The 24,158-nt window shown below is 65.0% G+C and carries 26 protein-coding genes; 18 read left to right on the top strand and 8 right to left on the bottom strand.

What is annotated here, in order from left to right:
- The first annotated feature begins 101 nt into the window (after window positions 1-101).
- From DW2_RS19620 to DW2_RS00960, 3 genes are all read left to right on the top strand, one after another.
- A complete protein-coding gene (locus DW2_RS19620; RefSeq protein ID WP_162178876.1) occupies window positions 102-1,091 on the top strand; it encodes an IS1595 family transposase in 990 nt (329 codons plus the stop codon).
- Between the two features lie 80 nt (window positions 1,092-1,171).
- A complete protein-coding gene (locus DW2_RS19265; RefSeq protein WP_081874793.1) occupies window positions 1,172-1,636 on the top strand; it encodes an NUDIX domain-containing protein in 465 nt (154 codons plus the stop codon).
- Window positions 1,637-1,695: 59 nt separating this feature from the next.
- On the top strand, window positions 1,696-2,139 hold the full coding sequence (locus DW2_RS00960; protein WP_051855112.1) for a GNAT family N-acetyltransferase: 444 nt from the start codon (window positions 1,696-1,698) through the stop codon (window positions 2,137-2,139).
- A 177-nt stretch (window positions 2,140-2,316) separates the two neighbouring features.
- Here the strand turns inward: DW2_RS00960 and hemP are convergent, their stop codons facing one another.
- From hemP to DW2_RS00965, 3 genes are all read right to left on the bottom strand, one after another.
- Window positions 2,317-2,466, bottom strand: a complete 150-nt coding sequence (hemP, locus tag DW2_RS19270) for a hemin uptake protein HemP (RefSeq protein WP_081874794.1) — start codon at window positions 2,464-2,466, stop codon at window positions 2,317-2,319.
- Window positions 2,463-2,633, bottom strand: coding sequence for a hypothetical protein (locus tag DW2_RS19625; protein ID WP_156102840.1), 171 nt, complete (start codon window positions 2,631-2,633; stop codon window positions 2,463-2,465). Before DW2_RS19625 ends, hemP begins: the two co-directional genes overlap by 4 nt.
- Before the next feature lie 146 nt (window positions 2,634-2,779).
- Window positions 2,780-3,664 carry a hypothetical protein gene (locus DW2_RS00965; protein ID WP_038142613.1) on the bottom strand — a complete coding sequence of 295 codons (885 nt, stop codon included), beginning with the start codon at window positions 3,662-3,664 and terminating at the stop codon, window positions 2,780-2,782.
- Window positions 3,665-3,803: 139 nt separating this feature from the next.
- Between DW2_RS00965 and miaB the strand changes: the two genes are divergently transcribed.
- Window positions 3,804-5,129, top strand: a complete 1,326-nt coding sequence (gene miaB / locus DW2_RS00970) for a tRNA (N6-isopentenyl adenosine(37)-C2)-methylthiotransferase MiaB (RefSeq protein WP_038142616.1) — start codon at window positions 3,804-3,806, stop codon at window positions 5,127-5,129.
- Window positions 5,130-5,151: 22 nt separating this feature from the next.
- Here miaB and DW2_RS00975 read toward each other — a convergent pair whose 3' ends face one another.
- The gene (locus tag DW2_RS00975) at window positions 5,152-5,526 is read right to left on the bottom strand and encodes a hypothetical protein (protein WP_038142619.1); all 375 of its coding nucleotides are present in this window, start codon (window positions 5,524-5,526) and stop codon (window positions 5,152-5,154) included.
- A gap of 511 nt (window positions 5,527-6,037) precedes the next feature.
- On the opposite strand from DW2_RS00975, the gene DW2_RS00980 reads away from it, so the two are divergent.
- A complete protein-coding gene (locus DW2_RS00980) occupies window positions 6,038-7,045 on the top strand; it encodes a PhoH family protein (RefSeq protein WP_051855114.1) in 1,008 nt (335 codons plus the stop codon).
- Between the two features lie 70 nt (window positions 7,046-7,115).
- On the opposite strand, the gene DW2_RS00985 is transcribed toward DW2_RS00980, so the two are convergent.
- Complete coding sequence (locus tag DW2_RS00985) at window positions 7,116-7,376, bottom strand: accessory factor UbiK family protein (protein WP_038143374.1); 261 nt, start codon at window positions 7,374-7,376, stop codon at window positions 7,116-7,118.
- Window positions 7,377-7,501: 125 nt separating this feature from the next.
- Here DW2_RS00985 and lgt point away from each other — a divergent pair, with 125 nt between their 5' ends.
- The 4 genes from lgt (at window position 7,502) to DW2_RS01005 (ending at window position 11,722) form a co-directional block, all read left to right on the top strand.
- Complete coding sequence (gene lgt, locus DW2_RS00990; RefSeq protein WP_038142621.1) at window positions 7,502-8,407, top strand: prolipoprotein diacylglyceryl transferase; 906 nt, start codon at window positions 7,502-7,504, stop codon at window positions 8,405-8,407.
- Window positions 8,404-9,486 (top strand): class I SAM-dependent methyltransferase, encoded by a 1,083-nt coding sequence (locus DW2_RS00995; RefSeq protein ID WP_038142623.1) that lies wholly within the window; start codon window positions 8,404-8,406, stop codon window positions 9,484-9,486. Before lgt ends, DW2_RS00995 begins: the two co-directional genes overlap by 4 nt.
- 14 nt (window positions 9,487-9,500) lie before the next feature.
- Window positions 9,501-10,262 carry a peptidoglycan editing factor PgeF gene (gene pgeF / locus DW2_RS01000; RefSeq protein ID WP_038142626.1) on the top strand — a complete coding sequence of 254 codons (762 nt, stop codon included), beginning with the start codon at window positions 9,501-9,503 and terminating at the stop codon, window positions 10,260-10,262.
- A 662-nt stretch (window positions 10,263-10,924) separates the two neighbouring features.
- Window positions 10,925-11,722: a Hint domain-containing protein gene (locus DW2_RS01005; protein ID WP_038142629.1), complete on the top strand. Its 798-nt coding sequence runs from the start codon at window positions 10,925-10,927 to the stop codon at window positions 11,720-11,722.
- Window positions 11,723-11,798: 76 nt separating this feature from the next.
- On the opposite strand, the gene DW2_RS01010 is transcribed toward DW2_RS01005, so the two are convergent.
- Window positions 11,799-13,616 (bottom strand): M3 family oligoendopeptidase, encoded by a 1,818-nt coding sequence (locus tag DW2_RS01010; protein WP_038142631.1) that lies wholly within the window; start codon window positions 13,614-13,616, stop codon window positions 11,799-11,801.
- A 219-nt stretch (window positions 13,617-13,835) separates the two neighbouring features.
- Here DW2_RS01010 and DW2_RS01015 point away from each other — a divergent pair, with 219 nt between their 5' ends.
- Genes DW2_RS01015 through DW2_RS01030 form a run of 4 tightly spaced genes read left to right on the top strand, consistent with a single transcriptional unit; the run spans window position 13,836 to window position 17,786 of the window.
- Entirely contained in the window at window positions 13,836-15,248 is a 1,413-nt protein-coding gene (locus tag DW2_RS01015; RefSeq protein WP_038142633.1) for a circularly permuted type 2 ATP-grasp protein, read from the top strand.
- 7 nt (window positions 15,249-15,255) lie between these two features.
- Window positions 15,256-16,218, top strand: coding sequence for an alpha-E domain-containing protein (locus tag DW2_RS01020; RefSeq protein WP_038142635.1), 963 nt, complete (start codon window positions 15,256-15,258; stop codon window positions 16,216-16,218).
- Window positions 16,215-17,027 carry a transglutaminase family protein gene (locus tag DW2_RS01025; RefSeq protein ID WP_038142637.1) on the top strand — a complete coding sequence of 271 codons (813 nt, stop codon included), beginning with the start codon at window positions 16,215-16,217 and terminating at the stop codon, window positions 17,025-17,027. Before DW2_RS01020 ends, DW2_RS01025 begins: the two co-directional genes overlap by 4 nt.
- A 33-nt stretch (window positions 17,028-17,060) precedes the next feature.
- Window positions 17,061-17,786 (top strand): proteasome-type protease, encoded by a 726-nt coding sequence (locus tag DW2_RS01030; protein WP_038142639.1) that lies wholly within the window; start codon window positions 17,061-17,063, stop codon window positions 17,784-17,786.
- On the opposite strand, the gene DW2_RS01035 is transcribed toward DW2_RS01030, so the two are convergent.
- Window positions 17,767-18,750, bottom strand: a complete 984-nt coding sequence (locus tag DW2_RS01035) for an alpha/beta hydrolase (protein WP_051855117.1) — start codon at window positions 18,748-18,750, stop codon at window positions 17,767-17,769. The two genes, DW2_RS01030 and DW2_RS01035, sit on opposite strands and share 20 nt — an antisense overlap.
- Window positions 18,750-19,037, bottom strand: a complete 288-nt coding sequence (locus DW2_RS01040) for an SCP2 sterol-binding domain-containing protein (protein WP_038143380.1) — start codon at window positions 19,035-19,037, stop codon at window positions 18,750-18,752. Before DW2_RS01040 ends, DW2_RS01035 begins: the two co-directional genes overlap by 1 nt.
- A 115-nt stretch (window positions 19,038-19,152) precedes the next feature.
- Between DW2_RS01040 and DW2_RS01045 the strand changes: the two genes are divergently transcribed.
- From DW2_RS01045 to DW2_RS01065, 5 genes are all read left to right on the top strand, one after another.
- Window positions 19,153-19,674, top strand: coding sequence for a tetratricopeptide repeat protein (locus DW2_RS01045; RefSeq protein ID WP_038142641.1), 522 nt, complete (start codon window positions 19,153-19,155; stop codon window positions 19,672-19,674).
- 18 nt (window positions 19,675-19,692) lie between these two features.
- On the top strand, window positions 19,693-22,518 hold the full coding sequence (locus tag DW2_RS01050; RefSeq protein WP_038142642.1) for a helicase-related protein: 2,826 nt from the start codon (window positions 19,693-19,695) through the stop codon (window positions 22,516-22,518).
- 9 nt (window positions 22,519-22,527) lie between these two features.
- Window positions 22,528-22,818, top strand: a complete 291-nt coding sequence (locus tag DW2_RS01055) for an RNA-binding S4 domain-containing protein (protein ID WP_038142643.1) — start codon at window positions 22,528-22,530, stop codon at window positions 22,816-22,818.
- Between the two features lie 84 nt (window positions 22,819-22,902).
- Window positions 22,903-23,244: a ferredoxin FdxA gene (gene fdxA / locus DW2_RS01060; protein WP_038142645.1), complete on the top strand. Its 342-nt coding sequence runs from the start codon at window positions 22,903-22,905 to the stop codon at window positions 23,242-23,244.
- 321 nt (window positions 23,245-23,565) lie between these two features.
- Window positions 23,566-24,075: a CarD family transcriptional regulator gene (locus DW2_RS01065; protein ID WP_038142646.1), complete on the top strand. Its 510-nt coding sequence runs from the start codon at window positions 23,566-23,568 to the stop codon at window positions 24,073-24,075.
- Window positions 24,076-24,158: the final 83 nt, after the last annotated feature.

Raw genomic sequence — 24,158 nt, forward strand, 5'->3', positions numbered from 1 at the left:
GCACGTCCAAAAAGAAAGGTGGTGTCCGCAAAGCGTGTTGGCTCGCTTCGTCTATTGAGGTTTCGGCCAATATGTATCCGCCTTTCAAGCGGAGAATGCCATTGCGACACCAAGATTTTCGCCACTTTCTCGATGCCCTCAATGAGCTGAACCCAGCACAGATCGAAGATGCTCAGACGAGAATTCGCGATCTCCGGAGAAAAACCGAAGCGATCTCGGAGATCGAAGCACGAACAAGCCGCGAAGCCAAGTGCCCGTTCTGCGGCGAGGAACGTCGTCAGAAGTGGGGACGAACGCGAACCAAGATCCAGCGCTATCGTTGCGGCGGCTGCCAGAAAACTTATTCGGGCCGAACGGGGAGCGCTGTCGGACACATCCATCGTCCTGACCTGTTCATGGTCGTCCTGCGAGATATGCTGATTGGCTCCACGCCTTTGTCGGTGCGTAAGCTCGCAAAGAAGCTTGGGCTCAACAAATACACGGTCTGGCGCTGGCGAATGCTGGTCTTCTCGATCATCGAAAACCGTGTGACGCCAGCCTTCTCCGGGATCATCGAGGCGGATGAGACTTATCAACGCGAGTCCCGGAAGGGATCTCGTGAATGGGTGCGGCACGCTGCCGATCCGCTGAATGTCCCCGCGCCGCCGCGCCCCAGATGGGAGGATTTCACCTCCCAGGGGTTAAAGATGATGAGGGGGCTCTCGAGGTGGCAGCTTCCCATCCTCACAGTTGCCGACAGGGGCGGCGCGAAGCTCTTCCAGCGCCTGGCGAACCACGCAGGCGCGACGCTGCAAGATGCGATGACGCCCTTGGTGCCTCGAGATGCAGTGCTCTGCTCAGATGGGGCCGCTGGCTATTCCAAGATCGCGTCGGCAGGCGGTATCGAGCACGTTGTGCTGGGCAGCAAACCGGGAACGCGTGTCGCCGCAGGCTGCTATCACATCCAGAACGTGAACTCGCTCCATGCCCGCTACAAGAAGTTCATCAAGCCCTTCTGCGGACCGGCTTCAAAGAATCTCAACGGGTATATCCGTTGGCTGGAGCTGAGGTTGGCGGGCGCAAGGCCTGCAGACGTGATACGAGGTTCATAAAAAGATGCTGACGATGGCCTATGTCTCACCAAAATCCACTTTGCCTTTCAAAACGCACTCACGAGAGTTAGTTTTCACCAATGACTGTAAGTTCTTACATCTCCACGTTGAGATCAAAGATTGGCAACGATCTTCTCTTGATTCCGAGTGTGGCAGCGCTCATTCACGATCGGCACGGACGGCTGCTTCTTCAAAGAAAAGCTGGCCCGGAAGGTTGGAGACTCCCGCCTGGAGGCATTGAGCCTGGTGAAACCCCGAACGATGCCCTTCGGCGCGAAGTGCTCGAAGAAACTGGCGCGGAAGTCCTCAATGCTGACCTCGTATCAGTATTGGGAGGAGAAGCATTTCGTTACCGATATCCCAACGGGCATTTGGTGGAATATACGGTGATCGTCTTCAAATGCGCGGTGGCACCGACGGATTCTCCCTGCATTGACACAGAGCCCCAGGAGCTTCGATACTTTTCGGCAGCTGACATGCCAAATCTTGCGCTTCCCTATCCCAAGGCGCTCCTGTTTTCAGGGCAACATCGATCCCCTGAATAGACCGGAACGCGGTTGCGGGCGAACGCGGCGCCGGCAATCGACAGCTAGAGTGAGGTAACATGATTGAGATAAGGCAAGCGACGGATGCCGATGCTGATGAGGCCGTCAGCACCCTGCGCCGCTCAATTATCGAACTCTGCGTTGCAGATCATCTGAAAGATCCGTCCGAAATCGAAGACTGGCTTGGCAACAAGACAGTCGAGACCTGGCACCATTGGATCGCGCGGGCTGACGCCGTCGTGCTGGTGGCCGAGCGGGACGGGAAGATCATCGGGGTTGGCATGACCACCTTGAGCGGCAATATCCTTTTGAACTATGTCCATCCGGACGCACGTTTTAACGGCGTCAGCAAAGCTATCCTCTCTGGCTTGGAGGACGTCTTGCGTGCGCGCGAGATCCGGCGCTGCCGTTTGGTAAGCACCGTGACGGCCCGATCATTCTACGAAAGCTGCGGCTTCCAGTCCGAAGGCAGTGACGCGCTCTTGCTCTCGAAATCCCTTTAGTTTCGGGGCCCGTAAAGGGCTCGGAGCGGCCAGATGACCTCGTCACATCATTAACGTAGGTTCGATCAATCCGGCGAGCAGACCAACACGCTTTGCGGACATGACCAAAAGAAAAGACCGCCCGGGTGCGTCCCGCGCGGTCTTGGCGATCAAGCCCCGATCGGGCAAGGCGCCGTGTCATTTCGTCAGGATCAGCTTGCCCGCACGGGTGATGCGCAGCGTGTAGACCTGCCCGTCGAGTAGGATATGCGCGAGGCCGGCCTCTCCGGTCAGCACCCGCGCGTCATGCACGGGAAGCGAGGCGGCGAAACTTTCCTTGATGCTCATCGGCGGGCCCCCTCGATCCGGTCTAGCGCGATCTCGAAGGCGGTGGCGCCCGGCGCCATCGGGGCGCAGAGCGCCTCGACGATGTCGCGCAGGCTCAGGGGCGGGTCGGCCTCCTGGGTGGTCGGTTCGGCCCTCCAACGGGGGCCGGGGACAGCGGGTCTCTTCATCTCCGGTCTCCTGCTCAAGTCGCTGGCTGGTCGGGAATCGACTGGCGGATGCATATATCCTGAGTGAAAAAGTCGGAATTGTAAAGACGGGTTTTCGCGCCCCGGTTTCCCGACTGGCCGGCGCGGCGGCGCAGGGGGTCAGGAGGTCAGAACCACTGTCCGGGCTCCATCAGGCCCAGATCCATCAGCTGCTGGCTCGACCATTCGAACCGGGCGGAATTGACCCAGGCGAAGCTGTGGATGTCGAAGGTGGAACCGGGATTGAACTTCAATGCCTTGGCGACGCGGAAGGAGGCGATCGCCGCGGTCAGATTGTGGTGCCACTGGCAGGCATAGGTGTTGTATTCCTCGTCGTTGAACGTGTGGTTCGCCCGCAGTTCCAGCCCCGGCTTGGCGCGGAAAAGGGCGATCCGGTCGATCTTGCGCCGAGTTTCGGGGATATGCTCCTCGAAGCGCCAGCGCAGCCCGCCGAAGAAATCGAGCTGCCGTTCCCGGGGATGGTTGTGCTTGGCGGGATCGGGGCGGGCGAGCGCGTAATAGCCCGCGCGATCGAAGAGCGGTCCTTCGGGATCGACGCCGTTGGGATGGGTGTCGAGATTGCCGGCATAGAGGTCGATCACATAGCTGAGCATCCCCGAGCGCCGTTCCTCGGCGTGGAAGGTCAGAAGCTCGCGGATCGAGCGCGTCTCGCAGAACGGGTAGAAGAGATACTCGGCATTGAAGCAGTAATAGCCCCACACGCCCGCAGGCATCGCGGCGATGATCGGGTTGAGAGCACGCGGTGCGGCGTCGCGCTGATGCAGGTCGAAATCGATGCGATGGATCTGCGCGCGGCTTTCGGAAAACAGCCCCTCGGGCAGCTCCATCGCCGCGCGGCCGAGCACCAGCAGGACCGGAAAGCCAAGCCCCAGGTGATGGCGGATGGTCCCTTCGAGTTCGACCCCGTCCTCGGCGAGGATCACGCTCACCGGGCCCTTTGCCAGCGCGGCGCGGTCGCTCCTGAGAAAATCGGCGAGGGATGCGTGTTTCATGCCTGTTGCGGCCCTTTCGCGGGTCTTGGAGCGCAGGATCGGGGAAGCCCCGCGCGAAATCAAGCGCTTAAGGGCGGCCTTGCGGGAAAGGGGCTTTTGGCTGTATCAGGCCCGCTCAGGAAAAGCGCGCGAGGATGCCATGACCGAGGCCCCCAAGAAGCTGCACATCAAGACCTATGGCTGTCAGATGAACGTCTATGACAGCGAGCGCATGGCCGAGGCGATGAGCGCGCAGGGCTATGAGTTGACCGATGATGTGGCGGCGGCCGACATGGTGCTTCTCAACACCTGCCATATCCGCGAGAAGGCCGCCGAGAAGGTCTATTCCGATCTGGGCCGGCTGCGTCCCTTCAAGGAGGCCAAGCCCGATCTGAAGATCGGCGTCGCGGGCTGCGTGGCGCAGGCCGAGGGCGACGAGATCCTGCGCCGCTCGGATCTGGTGGATCTGGTCGTGGGCTCGCAGAGCTATCACAAGCTGCCCGATCTGGTCGCCCGCGCGGGCAATGGCGCGCGCCCGGTCGAGACCGAGTTTCCCGCCGAGGACAAGTTCGACCATCTGCCCGCCCGGCCCCGGCAGGCGCGCCCGACCGCGTTCCTGACCGTGCAGGAGGGCTGCGACAAGTTCTGCGCCTTCTGCGTCGTTCCCTATACCCGCGGCGCGGAAGTGTCGCGCCCGGCCGAGAAGATCCTGCGCGAGGCGCGGGGACTGGTCGAGAAGGGCGTGAAGGAAATCACCCTGCTCGGTCAGAACGTCAACGCCTATCACGGGGCAGGGGAAGGCGGCGACTGGAGCCTCGCGCGGTTGGTCCGCGCTCTGGCCAAGGTCGACGGGCTGGAGCGGATCCGCTACACGACCTCGCATCCCAATGACATGGAAGACGACCTGATCGCGGCGCATGGCGAGGAGCCCAAGCTGATGCCCTACCTGCATCTGCCGGTGCAGTCGGGCTCGGACCGCATCCTCAAGGCGATGAACCGCAAGCACACGGCCGAGGAATATATCCGCCTGATCGAGCGCATCCGCGCGGCGCGCCCGGACATGATGATGTCGGGCGACTTCATCGTCGGCTTCCCCGGCGAGAGCGATCAGGATTTCGCCGACACGATGACGCTGATCCGCGAGATCAATTACGGGATGGCCTATTCCTTCAAGTATTCGCCCCGACCGGGCACGCCGGCAGCCAATGCGAAGGGCGCGGTTCCCGCCGAGATCGCGGATGCGCGGTTGCAGGAATTGCAGGCGCTTCTGACCGAACAGCAACGCGCGGCCCAGAGCGCGATGGTCGGGCGCGAGGTCGGGGTGCTGTTCGAGAAGCCCGGGCGGATGGAAGGCCAGTGGGTCGGCAAGTCCGACTATCTCCAGGCCGTCCATGTGAAGGGCGAGGGCCTCGCCCCGGGCGTGCTGGCGCGCGTGCGGGTCACCGCCTCGGCGCCGAATTCGCTGGCGGGCGAGCTCATCGGCTGAACCCGCCAGTCGTCATCTCAAATCAGTGGCCGGGCGGCGTCTGGGCGATCGCGCGCAGAAGCGCGGTCTTCTGAGCTTCGGCGTCGCCGACGAGGTTCTCGTCCTTGCAGATGCGCGTCGCGATCGCTTCGGCATTGGCATAGTCGTAGCCGAAGGTGACGAGATCATCGACGAAGCTGCCCTGGGGATGATCCCAGATCGTTTCGCGCCACGGGCCGCGGTAGCAGTTGATGCGGATCGGCTGTTTGCGCACCGGCGTGCCGCAATGGGCATGGGCGCGGGAGGTGACATGCGAATGCGCTTGCGGGACGTTGGTGCAGGCCGAGCGGTCATCCGCAGCGGCTGCGCCGGCAGTGAACACGCCGGCGAGGATGATGGCGATGGCGCTGGTCTTCATCGGGTTGAAGCCTCCTGATCGGGCAGCAGAAAACATGGACGACGGAAGCAGAATCAACACACCCACCCGCCGGCTAGAACCTCATCTTCTGTCGTGATTCGTTGAGTTAGTGAAGAAAACTCCGCACTTGCCCTCAGTTCCGCAAACAATGTGACAAATCATTCCCGTGCGTTTCCAAGGGGATGACAAACAACCCGGCCTCTCCCGTCTTGCGGGCCGGAATGCGCGCGGCGCCAGGGCGCGCGCGGCGGGTCTGTCGCGGGGGGCAGAGGCCTTGATCCTCCGGCGGCTTGCCCCCATATCTCGCGCGTCGCGAAAGGCGTTCCCCCCAGGCCGAACACGGGGTGCCCAAAATTCGTGCAGCCGCCGCGAGGCGGGTTGCGCGGGCGCTGTTTCGTTTCGATTTTGTGAAATCTTGCCCCGGCGGAGCGGGTGAGAAAAACCAGTGCTTGCGAGAATCCCCATAGGCAGGCACCATATCTTTACCATATCAGCTAGGGAGACACTCTTCTTGGGCTTTAGCGCGATCACATCCCCGCCCCGCTCTCAGGACTCTCACGAGACGCTCCTCGAGTTCCCCGACAACCGGCTGCTGATCGACCTGTGCGGCGAATTCGACCGCAACCTGGCCCAGATAGAGCACAAGCTTCAGGTTCATATCCTGCGACGCGGCAACCAGCTCGCCGTGGTCGGCGGCGTCGAGTCGCAGCTTCAGGCGGCTGCGGTGCTGCATCAGCTTTACCAGCGCCTGGAACAGGGCAAGCCGATCGACGCCGAAGAGGTGGACGCGGCGCTGCGCATGGCCGATCTGGGCGGCGCGGGCACCACGATGGACGAGCAGCTCGAGATGTTCGAGGCGGGCAAATACGAGATCCGCACCCGCAAGAAGCATGTCGAGCCGCGCACCGAGGCGCAGAAGGCCTATGTGAAGCACCTCTTCGAGAACGAGCTGGCCTTCGGGATCGGCCCGGCGGGCACCGGCAAGACCTATCTCGCCGTCGCCGTCGGCGTGACGATGCTGATCGGCGGCCATGTCGACAAGATCATCCTGAGCCGCCCTGCCGTCGAGGCAGGCGAGCGTCTGGGCTTCCTGCCCGGCGACATGAAGGAGAAGGTCGATCCCTACATGCAGCCGCTCTATGACGCGCTGAACGACTTCCTGCCCGCCAAGCAGCTCGCCAAGCTGATGGAGGAAAAGCGCATCGAGATCGCGCCGCTGGCCTTCATGCGCGGTCGCACGCTGTCGAATGCCTTCGTGGTGCTCGACGAGGCGCAGAACGCCTCGACCATGCAGATGAAGATGTTCCTTACTCGTCTGGGGCAGGGCTCGCGCATGGTGATCACCGGCGACCGCAGCCAGATCGACCTGCCGCGCGGGATGCCCTCGGGGCTCGCCGATGCGGAGACGATCCTGGGCGGCGTGGACGGAATCTCGTTCAACTACTTCACGGCGAAGGATGTCGTGCGCCACCCGCTGGTCGCGAAGATCATCGACGCCTATGACAAGGCCGATGGCTGAGCGGCGCGCGGCGGCCGGTCAGAGACATTAGAAAAAACGGGGCAGCGCCCGCGCTGCCCCGTTCTCATGTTCAGGCGTCGGTCTTGCCCTTGGAGGCGGCCTCGAGCGCCTCGATGCGCGCCTTGAGGGCTTCGTTCTCCTCGCGGGCCTTCTGCGCCATTGCGCGCACCGCGTCGAACTCCTCGCGCGTCACGAGGTCGCGGTCGGCCAGCCAGCGGTCCATCCAGGACTTCATCGCGGTCTCGGCCTCGTCCTTGGCGCCCTGAGCAACGCCCATCGCGTTGGTCATCAGCTTGGACATCTCGTCGAAGAATTTGTTGGGCGGCTGCATGTCCATCCCCTCGCGGTCAAAATGCGGAAATCCCACCCTATATGGAACCTGCGCGACGCGGTGGCAAGGTTGACTTCCCGTTCCTTGCGGGGCTTTCTCGCCGCGGCCAATGACAGGAGACCGCCTTGCTTCCCCTTGCCATTCCCTATCCCCAATTCGACCCGGTCGCGATCATGATCCCGGGCCTCGGTCTGCCGATCCGCTGGTATGCGCTCGCCTATATCGCGGGTCTCGTCGCGGGCTGGCGGATCATCGTCGCGCTGATGAAGCGCCCCGGACTGTGGCCCGGCGACCGCGCGCCGATGGAGGCCGGCAAGGTCGAGGATCTGCTGACGGCGGTCATCCTCGGCGTGGTGCTCGGCGGACGCCTCGGATTCGTGCTGTTCTACGAGGCTGACTGGTACCTTTCGCATCCTCTCGACATCTTGAAGGTCTGGGAGGGCGGGATGTCCTTCCATGGCGGCTTCCTCGGCACGCTGATCGCGGGCTGGTGGTTCGCGCGCAGACATGAGGTGCCGAAGCTGCAGCTCGCCGACGCGATGGCGCTGGTGGCCCCGATCGGGCTGTTCCTCGGCCGGATCGCGAATTTCATCAAGCCCGAGCTCTGGGGCCGCCCCACCGATGCGCCCTGGGGGGTGATCTTTCCCGGCGAGGCGGCGCAGACCTGTCTGGGCATCGCGGGGCAGGTGGACGGCGCCTGTGCGCGTCATCCCTCGCAGCTCTACGAGGCCGGGCTCGAGGGGCTGCTTCTGGGGGCGATCCTCTGGGGGATGGTCTGGTTCGCCCGATCGCTCAAGCGCCCCGGTCTCAGCCTCGGCATCTTCCTCACCGGCTACGGCGCGGCGCGTGCCTTCGTCGAGCTGTTCCGGCAGGGCGATCCGCAATTCGTCACGCCGGGCAATCCGTTCGGCCATGTGATCCGCTTCACCGAGGGCTGGGGGCTCACGATGGGGCAGGTGCTGTCGCTGCCGATGATCGCGGTGGGTCTGTTCTTCGTGATCCGGGCGCTGCGCGCGGCAAGGGCGCAATGACGCCGCTCGGCCGCAAGATCGCCGCGCAGATCGCGGCGGAGGGGCCGATGCGGCTCGATCGCTACATGGCGCAATGCCTGCTCGATCCCGAGCACGGATATTATGCCACGCGTGATCCGTTCGGCGGGCAGGGGGATTTCACCACCGCCCCCGAAATTTCCCAGATGTTCGGTGAAATGCTGGGCCTGTGTCTGGCGCAGGTCTGGCTCGATCAGGGACAGCCCGCCCCTTTCGCGCTGGCCGAAGCCGGGCCCGGGCGGGGCACCTTGATGGCCGATATGCTGCGCGCGATGGCGGCGGTGCCGGGGATGGTCGATGCGGCGCAGCTCCACCTGATCGAGGCCTCGCCAACGCTGCGCGAGAGCCAGCGGGGGACCTTGAAGGGGCATCAGGTGAGGTGGCATGACAGCCTCGACACCTTGCCCGACCTGCCGCTCTTCCTCGTGGCGAATGAATTTCTCGACGCGCTGCCGATCCGGCAGTTTCAGCGGGTCGAAAACGGCTGGTCCGAGCGGCAGGTGGGGCTGGCGCCCGATGGCTCGCTCTGTCCCGGTCTTGCGCCTGCGTCCCGGCTCGAGGCGTTGGAGCCGAGGATCGCCGACACCGTTCCCGGCGACGTGGTCGAAACCTGTACCCCGGCCGCGGCCTTCGTTGAGGGCGTGGCCGCCCGGATCGCCGTGCAGGGCGGGGCGGCGCTGCTCATCGATTACGGGAACTGGCATTCGCTGGGCGATACGTTCCAGGCCCTGCGCGCCCATCGGTCCGTCGATCCCTTCGCGACGCCCGGCGAGGCCGACCTGACCGCGCATGTCGATTTCGAACCGCTCGCAAGCGCGGCGGAGGCGGCGGGCGCACAGGTTTCCGCCATGACCGCGCAGGGCGTTTTGCTGGAGCGTCTCGGGATCACCGCGCGGGCGCAGGCGCTGGCGAAACGGTTGTCGGGGGCCGCGCTCGAGAGCCATATCGCCGCGCATCGCCGCTTGACCCACCCGGAAGAAATGGGTCAGTTGTTCCAGACTCTGGCGATCGTGCCGCCGCGCGCGGCGTTGCCGCCAGGTTTCGACCCCGCCCGAGCCTGAGCAAGGAGGACGCCATGGCGACCACGCTCGAAATCCTGACCTCTCCCGCCCTCAAGGACGTGCGGCACGGGTTCTTCACCCGGCGCGGCGGAGCGTCTTCGGGCATCTTCTCGGGTCTCAATTGCGGGCCGGGTTCGTCCGATCAGGCCGAGGCCGTGCGGACCAACCGGACGCGGGCTGCCGACGCGATGGGCGTGGCCCCCGAGGCGCTGCTCGGCGTCAAACAGGTTCACTCGCCCGATGTCGCGACAGTGGACGGCGTGCCGGACAGGCCGGTCCAGGCCGATGCGATCGTCACCGCGACGCCGGGGCTCGCGATCTCGGTCCTGACCGCGGATTGCCAGCCGGTGCTTTTCGCCGACACCAAGGCGGGCGTGATCGGCGCGGCCCATGCGGGCTGGCGCGGCGCGCTCGACGGCGTCCTCGAAAACACCCTCGAGGCGATGGAGGCGCTTGGCGCGCACCGGGAAGACACGGTCGCCGTGATCGGCCCCTGCATCTCGATCCACGCTTACGAGGTGGGCGAGGAATTCCTCGAGCGGTTCATCGTCGAGGATCCCTCCTACGGTCGGTTCTTCTCGGGCGGGCCGAACGGCAAGCCGCATTTCGATCTGCCGAGCTTCTCGCTGCACCGGCTGCGCGAGGCCGGGATCGGCGAGGCGGAATGGGTGCGGCGCTGTACCTATGGCGAGCCGGAGAACTTCTATTCCTATCGCCGAACCACCCATGCCGGCGAGGCCGATTACGGCCGCCTGCTCTCCGCGATTCGTCTCTGATTGCGGCGCGATTGAGCGGGTGGCGGTCAGATTGCCGCCCGATTTATGGCGCTGCGGCACGCGACATCCGTTCCCGGACCTGATTTCTCTGGCGGGCGAACCGTTACAGGTTTGCCATATTCGGGCCCCCGTCGCGGCGGAAAAAATTTCGCGCACGCCTCACGCTGGCCCAATTGGCCGGCGATAAAGATCTCAAGCGGATCGGGGAGATCCCAAGACGAGGTGAAAGAAAATGTCTGCCAAAAAACCAATGCGTCGCTGGATGAAAACCGCCATGGCCGAGGCCAAGCGTTGTGATGTGGAAATGCCCTGGGCGCGCACGAACCGCCGCTCTCCGGAAATGCGCCGCGGTCTGATCCGGGTCGAGGCGCCGCGCCTCGTCGCGGCTCGCTGAGCGCCCCGGGCAGACGCTGCCACGGCTGCCCGGACCGCACAGGGACCGCCCGTTCGGACCCGCGCGAAATCATTCATCAGGAAGACCCACGGGCGTCGGAGACGGATGAAGCCAGAGGCGTGAAACGCCTGCCGCTGTGCTCGTCTCCCGTCCCGCTCGCGGTAACCCTTTGTAAATTTTAACTCGCTACCAACAGTACAGATCGGACATGTCTCTCTGCCACAGGTGGGGGCCAGTGCAGACGTGACGAGACCGAAAGGTTGATCGCATGAATATGACACGCCGCATGGCGGCCGGGCCTCGCTCGGCCGGCCTGGTTTCTGATATCCCGACGACCCGCGCCCTGCGGGCGACACCCTACGCGCCGAAACGCCCGTTGCGCGCTTCGGGGATGACCCGTCGCTATTCCACGATGTGGCTCGAACCCAATGGCGATATCGCGGAAGAGACCCGGATCGCCCCGGCCGTCCCGCTCTTCGAGGAGGCGTTCAGCGCCATTGCCCGCGGCGCGATCGTCGCGACCGAAGACGGTCCCGTCGCGATCGAGGATCTGGTGCCTGGCCAGCGCGTGATCACCGCCGACGAACGGGTGGAGCTTGTCACCTGGATCGGTTCGATGACGGTGTTCCCGAGCGCGGGGGAGGATACGGGCCGGATGATCCGCGTCACCGCCGAAGCTTTCGGGCATGGGCGGCCGCAAAACGACGTCGTGCTGGGCCCGCATGCCCGGTTCTGTCTGCGCGACGCGCGTCTGCGCAACCGTCTCGGGCTCGATCAGGCCTATGCGCCGATCGCGGGCTTCGTCGATGGGGTGAGCGTGGTGGAGGTCAAGCCGATCTCGGCGATCACCGCCTATCACGTCGCGCTCGAACATCACGGCACGCTGAAGGTCGGCGGGTTCGAGATCGAGAGCTATCACCCGGGCGAGGGGATCGAGCGCATGATCGACCCGCGGCTGGCCGAACTGTTCCTCGCGCTCTTCCCGCATGTCGACCGGCTGCGCGATTTCGGCCCGCTCGCAATCCCGCGCCTGACCCGCTTCGAGGTCGAACAGCTCCAGGGCTGAGGCGCTCCGGCCAAGCCACAGCAAAACGCCGCGCGAGAGGATCGCGCGGCGTTTGCAGTTTCGGCGGAGTCAGAGATCAGTCTTCCATCGCCTCGAGCTCGTCGATGAAGCCTTCGATCATCGACAGGCCCTTGTCCCAGAAGGCCGGGTCGGATGCGTCGAGGCCGAACGGCGCGAGCAGTTTCTTGTGGTGCATCGAGCCGCCCGCCTCCAGCATCGCGAAATACTTGTCCTGGAACCCCTCGGGCTCGGCCTCGTAGGCGGCATAGAGCGCGTTCACCAGCCCGTCGCCGAAGGCATAGGCGTAGACGTAGAAGGGCGAGTGGACGAAATGCGGGATATAGGACCAGAAGCTTTCATACCCGTCCATGAACTCGAAGGCCGGGCCGAGGCTCTCGCCCTGCACCGACATCCACAGCGCGTTGATATCCTCGGGGGTGAGCTCGCCTTGCGCGCGGGCCGCATGCAGCTTGCACTCGAAATCGTAAAACGCGATCTGGCGGACGACCGTGTTGATCATGTCCTCCACCTTGCCGGCCAGAAGCGTCTTGCGCTCTTCCTTGGTCTTCGCCGCGGCGAGCAGCTTGCGGAAGGTCAGCATCTCGCCGAACACGCTCGCCGTCTCCGCCAGGGTGAGCGGGGTCGAGGCGAGCATCTCGCCCTGTTTCGCGGCCAGCACCTGGTGGACGCCGTGACCGAGTTCGTGGGCGAGCGTCATCACGTCGCGCGGTTTGCCCAGGTAGTTGAGCATCACATAGGGGTGCACCGTGGTGACGGTCGGATGCGCGAAGGCGCCCGGCGCCTTGCCCGGTTTCACGCCCGCGTCGATCCAGCCTTTCTCGAAGAAGGGCTGCGCGATCTCGGCCATGCGCGGATCGAAGCCGGAATAGGCGTCCAGCACCGTCTCTTTCGCCTCGTTCCACATGATGTCGCGCGGTGCTTCGGTCGGCAGCGGCGCGTTGCGGTCCCAGACCTGCAGCTTGTCTAGGCCGAGCCATTTCGCTTTCAGCGCGTAATAGCGGTGCGACAGGCGCGGATAGGCGGCGACCACGGCGTCGCGCAGGGCCTGCACCACCTCGGGTTCGACATCGTTCGACAGGTGCCGCCCGGTCTGCGGGGTCGGCATCTTGCGCCAGCGATCCTCGATTTCCTTTTCCTTCGCCAGCGTGTTGTGGATGCGCGAGAAGGTGCGGATGTTCTCGCCGAAGACGCGGGCAAGTTCGCGCGCGGCGGCCTCGCGTTTGGTGCGGTCATGATCCGAGAGCAGGGTGGTCGTCGCCTCAAGGCTCAGTTTTTCTCCCTGCACCTCGAATTCGAGCGCCGCGGTGGTCTCGTCGAAGAGCCGGTTCCAGGCTGCGGCGCCCACGACCGACTGATCGTGGAGGAATTTCTCCAGCTCGTCGGAAAGTTGATAGGGCTTCATCGCGCGCATCCGGTCGAAGACGGGCTTGTAGCGCGCCACCTTCGGATCGGCGAAGACGGCCTCGTATTTGTCATCCGGGATGCGGTTGAACTCGAGGCTGAAGAAAACCAGCGGCGTGGTGAAGGTGGTGATCCTGTCCTGCGCGTCGGAGAGCTGCTTCACGCGGCCCGCATCCACGGTGTTCTGATAATAGCGCAGCCCGACATAGGACATCACGCGCCCGGCCTTCTCGTCGATCTTCTCGTAGCGCGCGATGCATTCGGCCATGCCGGCGGCGTCGAGATCGGCGAGCTTGCCCTCGTAATCGGCGGCGAAGGCGGCGCAGTGTTCTTCGAGCCATGCCATGTCGGCGGCAAGTTCGGGCGCATCGGGCGCGGCATAGAGATCGGTCAGATCCCATTCGGGCAACGCGCCGAAGGCGCCTCCGCTTGCATTGGCATCGAAGACGGGGCGGCGATGGGTCAGCGTCATGGTATCCTCTCGGGTCAGAATGCTTGCTCCCCAGATAGGGGCAGCAGGGCACCACTGACAAGGGCGATGCCCGACGCGCCGATTGCCTGATTTTTGGGCAGAGCGGGCGAAATTTTGTTTCGCCACCGGCGCTGGTGCGCCTATCGTGGGTCTCTGCCTTCCCCTCGGAAAGCCCACGTCCTACGAATTGAGAAAGAGCAGGGGGTGACGACAAGCGACATGACCGAATATTTCAACGAGATGTTCGAGGGCCGCGAGGTTCGCCCGCCATATGCCGGGCTCGATGGCTGGATGCGCGAGATGCCCGCGCAGCTGCGGGCGATGAAACAGGCCGAGGCGGAGGCGCTGTTCCGGCGGATCGGCATCACCTTCGCGGTCTATGGAGAGGGCGGCGATCCGGACCGGCTCATCCCCTTCGACATGTTCCCGCGGGTCTTCACGCAAAAGGAATGGCGCCGGCTCGAGCGCGGCATCAAGCAGCGTGCGCGTGCCCTCAACGCCTTTCTCAACGATGTCTACGGGCGCGGCGAGATCGTGCGGGCCGGGCGGATCCCGGCGCGGCTCGTCTATCAGAACGCGGCCTATGAACGCGCGGTTGCGGGGTTCGTGCCGCCGCGCGGGATCTATTCGCATATCGTGGGCGTCGACCTCGTGCGCACCGGCCCCGATCAGTTCTTCGTGCTCGAGGATAATTGCCGCACGCCTTCCGGGGTCTCCTACATGCTGGAGAACCGCGAGATCATGATGCGGATGTTCCCGAAGCTTTTCCGCGAGAACCGGATCGAGCCGGTCGACGGCTATCCGGAGGCGCTGCGCCGCACGCTGGCATCGGTCGCGCCCGCGAAATGCGAGAGCGAGCCGTCGATCGCGATCCTCACCCCGGGTCATTTCAACTCGGCCTATTACGAACATTCCTTCCTTGCCGACCTGATGGGGGTCGAACTGGTCGAGGGGGCGGATCTCTTCGTCGAGGGCGGGTTCTGCTGGATGCGCACCACCGAGGGGCCGAAGAAACTGGACGTGATCTATCGCCGGATCGACGACGCCTTCCTCGATCCGCTCTGCTTCCGCCCGGATTCGATGCTGGGCGTGCCGGGGCTGATGGATGTCTACCGCTCGGGCGGGGTGACGATCTGCTCGGCGCCGGGGGCGGGCGTGGCCGATGACAAGGCGATCTATACCTTCGTGCCCGAGATGGTGCGGTTCTATCTGGGCGAGGAGCCGCTTCTGGAAAACGTGCCCACCTGGCAATGCGCGAAGCCCGATGATCTGAAATATGTACTGGATCATCTGCCGGAGCTGGTCGTCAAGGAGGTGCACGGGTCGGGCGGCTACGGGATGCTCGTCGGTCCGAAAGCCACCCGGGAGCAGATCGAGACCTTCCGCATCAAGATCGAGGACAACCCCCACAATTACATCGCCCAGCCGACGCTCGCGCTCTCGACGACGCCGACCTTCGTCGAGGAGGGCGTCGCGCCGCGCCATGTCGATCTGCGGCCCTATTGCCTCGTGGGCGAGAAGATCGAGCTGGTGCCGGGCGGGCTGACGCGGGTCGCGCTCACCGAAGGGTCGCTCGTGGTGAACTCGTCGCAGGGTGGCGGCGTGAAGGATACCTGGGTTCTGGCGGAGTGAGTAGGACATGCTGAGCCGGACGGCGGAAAATCTCTACTGGATCGCGCGCTACATGGAGCGCGCCGAAACGATGGGGCGGTTGCTCGAGGTCGGGGCGCGGATCTCGCTGATCCCCTCTGCGGGGCATGGCTACCGGTCGGAATGGGAAAGCCTGTTGCAGGCCTCGGGCACGGCGGAAGGGTTCGCCGAGAAATACGGTGACCCGGTGCAGCGCAACATCGAGAGCTACCTGTTCTTCGATCGCGACAACCCGTCCTCGGTGGTCTCCTGCATCGAGCGGGCGCGGGAAAACGCCCGGATCGTTCGCACGGCGATCTCCGGGCAGGTCTGGGACGCGCTCAACACCGCTTATCAGGAGATCCTCCAGATCGAGCGTCAGCCGCGCTCGGAATGGGAGCTGACCGAGCTGTGCGAATGGGTGGCGCGCCAGTCGGCCCTGCTGCGCGGCGCGATGGATGCGACGATGCTGCGCAATGACGGGTTCTTCTTCATGAACCTCGGCTATGCGCTCGAGCGGGCGGACAATTCGGCGCGGCTCGTGGACGTGAAATATTTCGTCCTGCTGCCTTCGGTGGAACTCGTCGGATCGGGCCTCGACAATTACCAGTGGCAGGTGCTGCTGCGCGCGCTCAAGGCGCTGCGGGCGTTTCACTGGGCCTATGGCGGCGAGGTGACGGCCTCGAAGATCATCGATTTCCTGATCCTAAACCCCGCCAGCCCGCGCTCGCTGATGTCGGCGACACGCAAGGCGATGCACCACCTCGACAATCTCGCGCGGTTCTATGGCGATGCTCCGGGGGCAGACCTCGCGCTGTTGCATGCGCGGGCGCTGGTGAAGGAGCTCGAGCAGACCGAAGTGGCCGAGATCGTGGACGAGGGGCTGCACGAGTTCCTGACCCGGTTCATCGGCGAGATCGGTCAGGTCGCGGCGCTGGTCCAACGCAGTTACCTGTCCGGAGAGGCGCGATGATCCTGACCGTGAACCATGTGACCACCTATGGCTATGGCGAGCCGATGGGAACGGCGGTGCAGTCGCTGCGCCTCTTTCCGTCGCGGTTCGAAGGGCAGCGCGTGATCGACTGGCAGGTCTCGGTCGAGGGCGGCGTGCGCGGCGGTGCCTTCCGCGACGGGGCGGGCGACCGCGTGGAGGGATGGTCGATCCGCCCCCCCGTCGAGGAGGTCGCGATCACCGTGAGCGGCCAGGTCGAGACCTTCGACACCTCGGGCGTGCTGCGCGGTCATCGCGAGAGCGTTCACCCAATGGCCTATTTGCGCGAGACGGTCGCGACATGGATCGACGACGCGCTGGCCGATCTGGGGGCGGAGGCCGTGGCGGGGGCGTCCGACGAACTCGACCGCGCGCATCGTCTGAGCCGCGCGGTGGCCGAGGCGATCGCCTACAGGCCGGGTGCGACCCATGCGCACACCACCGCGGCGGAGGCGCTCGCACAGGGGGAGGGGGTCTGTCAGGATCACGCCCATGCGCTGATCGCGGCGGCGCGTTCGGTGGATCTGCCCGCGCGCTACGTCTCGGGTTATCTCTTCGCCTCCGAGGACGGCAGCCCGCATGAAGCCGCGCATGCCTGGGCGGAGATCTGGGTCAAGCCGGTCGGCTGGATCGGGTTCGACCCGGCCAATCGCTGCTGTCCGGACGAGCGCTATATCCGTCTCGGATCGGGGCTCGATGCGCGCGAGGCGGCGCCGGTGCGCGGTGTGACGCAGGGCGCGGGCGAGGAGCGGATGAAGGTCACTGTTGCCTTGCACGAAGTCCAGCAATAGATTGCGCGCTGCTCCCGGCATCGAGGAAATATCATGACCTATTGCGTTGGCCTTCTCCTGAACGAGGGCATGGTTCTGCTGTCCGACACGCGGACCAATGGCGGCTTCGACAATATCGCCACCTATCGCAAGATGTTCACCTTCGAGGAGCCGGGCGAACGGGTGGTCGCGGTGATGACGGCGGGGTCGCTCTCGGTCACCCAGACGACGCTCGCGCGGTTGCAGGAGGCGATCGACGCGTCGGATGCGACGGGCGAGACCTCGATCATGCTCGCGCCCACGATGCTCAAGGTGGCCGAGATCATCGGCAACACGATGGCGGGCGTGCGCAAGGATATCGTGAGCCGGATGGATGCCGAGCGGATCTCGACCTCGGCCTCGGTCATCGTCGCCGGGCAGCGCGCGGGCGGCGAGATGCGGATGTTCCTGATCTATCCGGAGGGGAATTTCATCGAGGCGACCGAGGACACGCCCTTCCTCCAGATCGGCGAGCACAAATACGGCAAACCGATCCTAGACCGGGTGGTGACGCCACAGACCAGCCTCGAGGACGCGCAGAAGGCAGTGCTGCTGTCGATGGATTCGACGCTGCGCTCGAACCTCTCGGTGGGGATGCCGCTCGATCTCGCGGTGATCCGCAAGGATGACTGCAAGATCTCGCTCCGGCGCCGGATCGAGGCGGGAGACGCCGATTTCGCGCGCATGTCCGAAGCCTGGTCGAACGCGCTGCGCGACAGCTTCACGCAGATTCAGCTTTGAGCGTGTCGCGCGCCGCGAGCGCGCCGGCCGCATCGAAAAGCGCCGCGCAGCGGTCGTAGAACCGGGCGCGGGTCTGCGGGATCTCCATCATGATCTCGTGCTCGGCGCCCGGGATCACGTCGAGTTCGCCTTTCGGCCAGCGCGCCATCCGGTCATGGACCGAGGCGGTATGCACGATCTTCTCCGCCCCGCCGAGCCCGCAATAGCAGGGCAGGTCGGGCGAGGGCAGCGAGGCCAGCGCCTCGCATTCGAGAAGGCTTTCGGCCACCCAATGGATCGTCGGACCCGCAAGCGTGAGTTCGGGCGCCTTCGATGCCTGCTCGATCAGCCAGGCCCACATCTCGGGGTCCCGGGTGAGCCGGTTGTCCTCGAAACTGTCGCGATAGACATAGGTGGTCGCGTTCATGCCGGGCGGATAGGCCTCGGCCAGGAAAGAATCGCCGAAGAGATTGGCCAGGACGATCCGGAGCGGGTGTAGCAGCGGCGAGACCTTGATCCCCCACATCGGCGCCGAGAAGGCGGCGGCCGAGAACCGGTGATGTTCGTGCGCGATCGCGCGCAGCCCGATCGCGCCACCCATCGAATGGCCGAGCAGGAAATAGGGTTTCGGCAGGCCGAGCTCGTCGGCCGCGTCGATCACCGCATGCAGATCCCACTGATAGTCCTGAAGGCCGCCGACATGGCCCTTTTCGGGCGCGCCGGGCAGGAGGCGGTCCGCCAGCCCCTGTCCGCGCCAGTCGATGGCGAGCATCGCGTAGCCCCGCGCGGCGAAATCCGCCGCGGCAGGGCCGTATTTCTCGATATATTCGGTGCGCCCGCAAAGCAGGAAGACGGTCCCGCGCGGTTCGGGGGGGCTTGGCCAGTGACCGAAGCGGATGCGCACGTCATCCTGCGTCTTCAGCCAGTAGGCCGCGCCACCCTCGGGGCCGCGCGCGATCTGGTCGTACAGGGGCGCGCGATCCATCAGGCGAGCGCCGCGCCCAGTTGCATCGCCAGCCCCATCGAACCGTCGACCTTGAGCTTGCCGGACATGAAGGCCGCCGTCGGGTTGACGTCGCCGTTGAGCATGCCCTCGAAGGTCTCGCGATCCGCGGTCAGGACGACCTCGGCCTCATCGTCGCCCGCGCGCACGCCGTTCTCGTCGGCGATGATCGAGCCCTCGTCCTCGATCACGAATTTCGCGGTGGACGAAAACCCGTCGGGCAGCTTCGCCCGAAGCGCCTCGACCGCCTTGTCGATAACCTCGCTCATCATGTTCCTCCAGTTTTGATGGCCGGGCTCTCGCTTTCTCCGGCGTATGGGTTACAGTTCGTTTATGTGGCAGCGAATTCACAGATACAAATGTGCCGTCACGGCATTTTGTGCGGTGGGCCTTTTTGCAACTTTTGCAGCCTTTCCGGTCCATGCCGAGACGGAGGGGCTCGATTCGTATTTCAAGGAACTCGCCGATCCCGACGATGCGAACTGGGCGCGCGCCGAGGCCGATATCCGGCGGGCCTGGTCGCGGTCGGGTTCGGCGGTGATGGATCTGTTGTTCCAGCGGGGCGAGCGGGCGCTCGATCAGGGCGATGCGGAGGCCGCGATCGAGCATTTCACCGCGCTCACCGATCACGCACCGGATTTCGCCGCCGGCTGGAACGGTCGGGCGACCGCCTATTTCATGGCGGGGCTCTACGGGCCGGCGGCGTCCGATATCGCCCATACGCTCAAGCTCGAACCGCGCCATTGGGGGGCATTGGCGGGACTTGGCGCAATTCTCGAGGAAATGGGCGACAACAAGCGCGCCCTCGAGGCCTATCGCGCCTCTTTCGCCTTGAACCCGCATCAACAGGATGTGAAAGACGCCATTGCGCGTCTGGACAAGGCGCATCAGGGCACGGCTCTCTGAGGCCGCAACGGAGCTGCGATGCAAAGCGGGCGGATCACGGCCGTTCTCGGGCCGACCAATACCGGCAAGACCCATTATGCCATCGAGCGGATGCTCGCCCACCGCACCGGCGTCATCGGATTGCCGCTGCGGCTGCTCGCGCGCGAGGTCTATGACCGGATCGTCGCGCAGCGCGGGCCGAGCGTGGTGGCGCTGGTCACCGGCGAGGAGCGGATCGTTCCCGAACGCACCCAATACTGGGTCTGCACGGTCGAGGCGATGCCTACGGGCATCGGCGCGGATTTCCTCGCCATCGACGAGATCCAGCTCTGCGGCGATCCCGAGCGCGGCCATGTCTTCACCGATCGGCTTCTGAACGCGCGCGGTTTGCACGAGACGCTGTTTCTGGGCTCGGAAACCATGCGCGGCGCGATCGCGGCCCTGGTGCCGAAGGTTCAGTTCACCAAGCGCGAGCGGTTCTCCGAACTGAGCTATGCGGGCTCGAAGAAGATCTCCCGGATGAAGCCGCGCTCGGCCATCGTCGGCTTCTCGGTCGAGAATACCTATGCGATCGCCGAACTGATCCGCCGCCAGAAGGGCGGCTGCGCGGTGGTGATGGGGGCGCTCAGCCCGCGCACCCGCAACGCGCAGGTGGCGATGTATCAGAACGGCGACGTGGATTACCTCGTGGCGACCGATGCGATCGGTATGGGGCTGAACCTCGATATCGACCATGTGGCCTTTTCCGCGACCTCGAAATTCGACGGGCGGCGGATGCGCCCGCTCTTCCCGCATGAGCTGGCGCAGATCGCGGGCCGGGCCGGGCGGCATACCTCGGACGGCACGTTCGGGGTGACCGGCGAGGCGCGCCCCTTGCAGCCCGAGGTGATCGAGGCGATCGAGGAGCATCGCTTCGCGCCGCTGCAGCGGCTGCAATGGCGCAACGCACGGCTCGAATTCGGAACGCTCGACCGGCTGATTGGCTCGCTTGAGGTGCGGCCCGAGGGCGAGTGGCTCACCAAGGGGCGCGACGCGGACGACCTGCGCGCGCTCAAGGTGCTGGCCGACGATCCCGCGATCCGCGACCGGGTCATCAGCCCGAAGGATGTGCAGCTGCTCTGGGATGTCTGCCGAATCCCCGATTTCCGCTCGATATCGGAGGCCGAACATGCGACCCTTTTGGCGCGCATCTTCGAGTTCCTGCAGACGGGCAAGGGCGTGCCCTCGGACTGGCTCGCACGCCAGATCGAGCGGATCGACCGCACCGGGGGCGATATCGATATGCTCTCGCGCCGTCTGGCCTTTATCCGGACCTGGACCTATGTCGCGCAACGCAAGGGCTGGGTCGATGACGAAAGCCATTGGCGCGAGGCGACCCGCGCTGTAGAAGACCGTCTGTCGGATGCGCTCCATGGCGCGCTGACGCAAAGATTTGTGGACCGGCGCACATCCGTGTTGCTGCGCCGGCTCAAGCAGAAGGAGACCCTCGTGGCCGAGGTGAATGACAAGGGCGAAGTGACGGTGGAAGGCGAATTCGCCGGCCGTCTTGAAGGATTCCGGTTCCGGCAGGACGAGACCGGATCGCCGGATGAGGCGAAGATGCTTGCCCGTGCGGCCTATGAGGCGCTTGCTCCCGAATTCAGTCTGCGCGCTGACCGCTTCTACAACGCGCCCGATACCGAGATGGATTTCACCGAGCAGGGCGGCCTGATGTGGGGCGACACCGCGGTGGGCAAGCTCGTGAAGGGCGCCGACGTGCTGCGGCCGACGGTGCAGGCTTTCGTCGATGACGAGGCCGGCGCGGATGTGGCCGAGAAGGTGACGCGCCGTCTGCAGCATTTCATCGATCGCAAGGTGGCCGCGCTGTTCGAGCCGCTTCTCAACATGAGCCGCGACGAGGAGCTCACCGGGCTCGCGCGCGGTTTCGCCTTCCGGCTGGTCGAGGCGCTCGGCATCATCCCGCGCGAGCAGGTGGCGGCCGAGGTGAAGGATCTCGAGCAGGACGCACGCGGCGCGCTGCGCAAGCACGGCGTGCGCTTCGGCCAGTACACGATTTTCATGCCCGCGCTTCTCAAGCCCGCGCCGACCCGGCTGCGGCTGGTGCTGGCCTCGCTCTGGGATGGCCGTGACGAATTCCCCGAGAGCCCGCCTCCGGGCCTCGTGACGATCCCCAATATCGACGGGTTCGAGGCCGAGACCTACCGGCTTTCGGGCTACCGGCCCGCCGGCGCGCGCGCGATCCGGATCGACATGCTCGAACGGCTCGCCGACCTGTTGCGCGGTCAGGACAGCCGCGGCGGTTTCGAAGCCAATCCCGACATGCTGTCGATCACCGGCATGACGCTGGAGCAGTTCGCGGACCTGATGCAGGGCCTGGGCTACAAGGCCGAGCAGGGTGAGCGGACGAAGGTGAAACCCGCCGGACTCGAGAAGGCCGAGGAGGCCGCTGGCGCCGAGGCGCTCTCGCAGGAGCAGGCAGACGAGGCGAAAGCCGAGGCCGGCGGCGGTGAGGCGGCGGCGGAAACCCATCCCGAGGCGGAGGCCGCGGCCGAGGCCGGCGGCGACATGCTGGCCGCCTCCGAAGTCGAGGGCGACGAGACCGAGCTGTTCTACACCTTCACCTGGGCGCCGCGTCCGCGCGGCGGCAATCGCCCGCGTCGCGACGCCAAGCCCGGCGGCGACCGGGGCGACCGGGGCGAGCGGGGAGAACGCAAGGGCGGCGGCAAGCCGCAGGGCAAGAAGGGCAAGAAGGGCGGCAAGCCGCAGGGGCCGCGCAATTTCGAAGCGCGCCCGCCCCGCAAGGAAAAGCCGGTCGATCCCGACAACCCCTTCGCGGTGCTCGCCGCGCTCAAGGACAAGAAGTAGTCTGCGGCGATGGAGCGCGCGTCCGAGCGCCTGCGCATCGACAAATGGCTGTGGCATGCGCGGTTCTGCAAGACCCGCGCGCTGGCCCAGCAGGTGGTGCAGGGCGGACGGGTGCGCGTGAACGGGCAGCGGATCGACAAGCCGGGCCGCGCCGTCGGCCCGGGCGACGTGCTCACGCTGCGGATCGGCGCTCAGGTTCAGGTCCTGCGCATTCTCGATTGCGGAACGCGGCGCGGCCCGGCGAGCGAGGCGCAGGGGCTCTACGAGCGGATCGAGCCCGGGGCCGACCCCGAGCGTTGACGCGGGAAAAGCGGTGCGCTCCCTTGAATCGCGGCGACAGCCTCGCTAGGAGGTTGCAGGAATCCGAGAAGCCGGGGTGTCACCATGACCTATGTCGTCACCGATAACTGTATCAAGTGCAAATACACCGACTGTGTCGAAGTCTGCCCGGTGGACTGTTTCTACGAGGGTGAGAACACGCTCGTCATCCATCCCGACGAGTGCATCGACTGCGGCGTATGCGAACCCGAGTGCCCCGCCGACGCGATCCGCCCCGATACCGAGCCGGGCATGGAGAGCTGGGTCGAGCTCAACCGCAAATATTCGGAAATCTGGCCGGTGATCACCCAGAAGAAGGATCCGATGCCGGAGGCCGAGAAATATGACGGCGAGCCGGGCAAGCTGGAGAAATACTTCTCCGAGAAGCCGGGCGAGGGCGATCAGTAAGGGCAGGGGGGCTGACCCTTCGGCGCCCGATTCGAGCCTGAAATCCGCGCGTGACGCAGCGGAAGAGAGAGCAGAAACGGGATGTAACTCCTTGATGTTCCAAGGAGGTATCAGGGCGTGGAGAGATCACGCTTTGAAATACATGCGATTCCTGCTATATAAATGTCATAAAAGAGTTTCGACCCCACCTTCTGTAGCGACCCCATCGCCTTCAGAAGACAGAAATCAGGTGACCGACGAACGCGGAGCCATCGTGCGCCGTGGGCGTCTTTTGCTCGCTTGATACCGGGGTTCGGGGCTGGCTGCAAGGAAGCGAACCGCATGACCAAAACCAAGAAGACCGAATTCCGCCCCAACGACTTCGTCGTCTATCCGGCGCATGGGGTGGGGAAGATCATGTCCATCGAAGAACAGGAAATCGCGGGGCTCAAGCTGGAGCTCTTCGTGATCTCGTTCGAGAAGGACAAGATGACCCTGCGCGTTCCGACCCACAAGGCGACGGAGGTGGGCATGCGTAGCCTGTCCTCGCCCGACATCGTGTCCAAGGCGCTCGAGACCCTCAAGGGCAAGGCCAAGGTCAAGCGCGCGATGTGGTCGCGCCGCGCCCAGGAATACGAACAGAAGATCAATTCCGGCGACCTGCTGTCGATCGCCGAGGTGGTGCGCGACCTGCACCGCAACGACGACCAGCGCGAGCAGAGCTATTCCGAGCGTCAGCTCTACGAAGCGGCTCTCGAGCGTCTGACCCGTGAGGTCGCCGCCGTTTCGGGCACCGACGAGGCCCGGGCCGCGCAGACCGTGGACGAGGTTCTGGTCGGCCGCGCGGCCTGATCGGACCACCGATACAAGACCAAGACGCGAGACCTCCGGGTCTCGCGTTTTTTGTTGCGCCGGGCGCAATCGCGCAGGCGAGG

This window comes from Thioclava atlantica, assembly GCF_000737065.1.
GTDB classification, from domain to species: Bacteria; Pseudomonadota; Alphaproteobacteria; order Rhodobacterales; family Rhodobacteraceae; genus Thioclava; species Thioclava atlantica.

Coding starts and splice junctions, on each gene's coding strand:
- DW2_RS01025 (WP_038142637.1), top strand. CDS start 16,215: ATGATCCTGACCGTGAACCATGTGACCACCTATGGCTATGGCGAGCCG.
- fdxA (WP_038142645.1), top strand. CDS start 22,903: ATGACCTATGTCGTCACCGATAACTGTATCAAGTGCAAATACACCGAC.
- DW2_RS01055 (WP_038142643.1), top strand. CDS start 22,528: ATGGAGCGCGCGTCCGAGCGCCTGCGCATCGACAAATGGCTGTGGCAT.
- DW2_RS00995 (WP_038142623.1), top strand. CDS start 8,404: ATGACGCCGCTCGGCCGCAAGATCGCCGCGCAGATCGCGGCGGAGGGG.
- DW2_RS00985 (WP_038143374.1), bottom strand. CDS start 7,376: ATGCAGCCGCCCAACAAATTCTTCGACGAGATGTCCAAGCTGATGACC.
- DW2_RS00965 (WP_038142613.1), bottom strand. CDS start 3,664: ATGAAACACGCATCCCTCGCCGATTTTCTCAGGAGCGACCGCGCCGCG.
- DW2_RS01010 (WP_038142631.1), bottom strand. CDS start 13,616: ATGACGCTGACCCATCGCCGCCCCGTCTTCGATGCCAATGCAAGCGGA.
- DW2_RS01040 (WP_038143380.1), bottom strand. CDS start 19,037: ATGAGCGAGGTTATCGACAAGGCGGTCGAGGCGCTTCGGGCGAAGCTG.
- hemP (WP_081874794.1), bottom strand. CDS start 2,466: ATGAGCATCAAGGAAAGTTTCGCCGCCTCGCTTCCCGTGCATGACGCG.
- DW2_RS00975 (WP_038142619.1), bottom strand. CDS start 5,526: ATGAAGACCAGCGCCATCGCCATCATCCTCGCCGGCGTGTTCACTGCC.
- pgeF (WP_038142626.1), top strand. CDS start 9,501: ATGGCGACCACGCTCGAAATCCTGACCTCTCCCGCCCTCAAGGACGTG.
- DW2_RS01065 (WP_038142646.1), top strand. CDS start 23,566: ATGACCAAAACCAAGAAGACCGAATTCCGCCCCAACGACTTCGTCGTC.
- DW2_RS19265 (WP_081874793.1), top strand. CDS start 1,172: ATGACTGTAAGTTCTTACATCTCCACGTTGAGATCAAAGATTGGCAAC.
- DW2_RS01030 (WP_038142639.1), top strand. CDS start 17,061: ATGACCTATTGCGTTGGCCTTCTCCTGAACGAGGGCATGGTTCTGCTG.
- DW2_RS01050 (WP_038142642.1), top strand. CDS start 19,693: ATGCAAAGCGGGCGGATCACGGCCGTTCTCGGGCCGACCAATACCGGC.
- DW2_RS01020 (WP_038142635.1), top strand. CDS start 15,256: ATGCTGAGCCGGACGGCGGAAAATCTCTACTGGATCGCGCGCTACATG.
- miaB (WP_038142616.1), top strand. CDS start 3,804: ATGACCGAGGCCCCCAAGAAGCTGCACATCAAGACCTATGGCTGTCAG.
- DW2_RS01035 (WP_051855117.1), bottom strand. CDS start 18,750: ATGGATCGCGCGCCCCTGTACGACCAGATCGCGCGCGGCCCCGAGGGT.
- DW2_RS01015 (WP_038142633.1), top strand. CDS start 13,836: ATGACCGAATATTTCAACGAGATGTTCGAGGGCCGCGAGGTTCGCCCG.
- DW2_RS19625 (WP_156102840.1), bottom strand. CDS start 2,633: ATGAAGAGACCCGCTGTCCCCGGCCCCCGTTGGAGGGCCGAACCGACC.
- DW2_RS01005 (WP_038142629.1), top strand. CDS start 10,925: ATGAATATGACACGCCGCATGGCGGCCGGGCCTCGCTCGGCCGGCCTG.
- DW2_RS00960 (WP_051855112.1), top strand. CDS start 1,696: ATGATTGAGATAAGGCAAGCGACGGATGCCGATGCTGATGAGGCCGTC.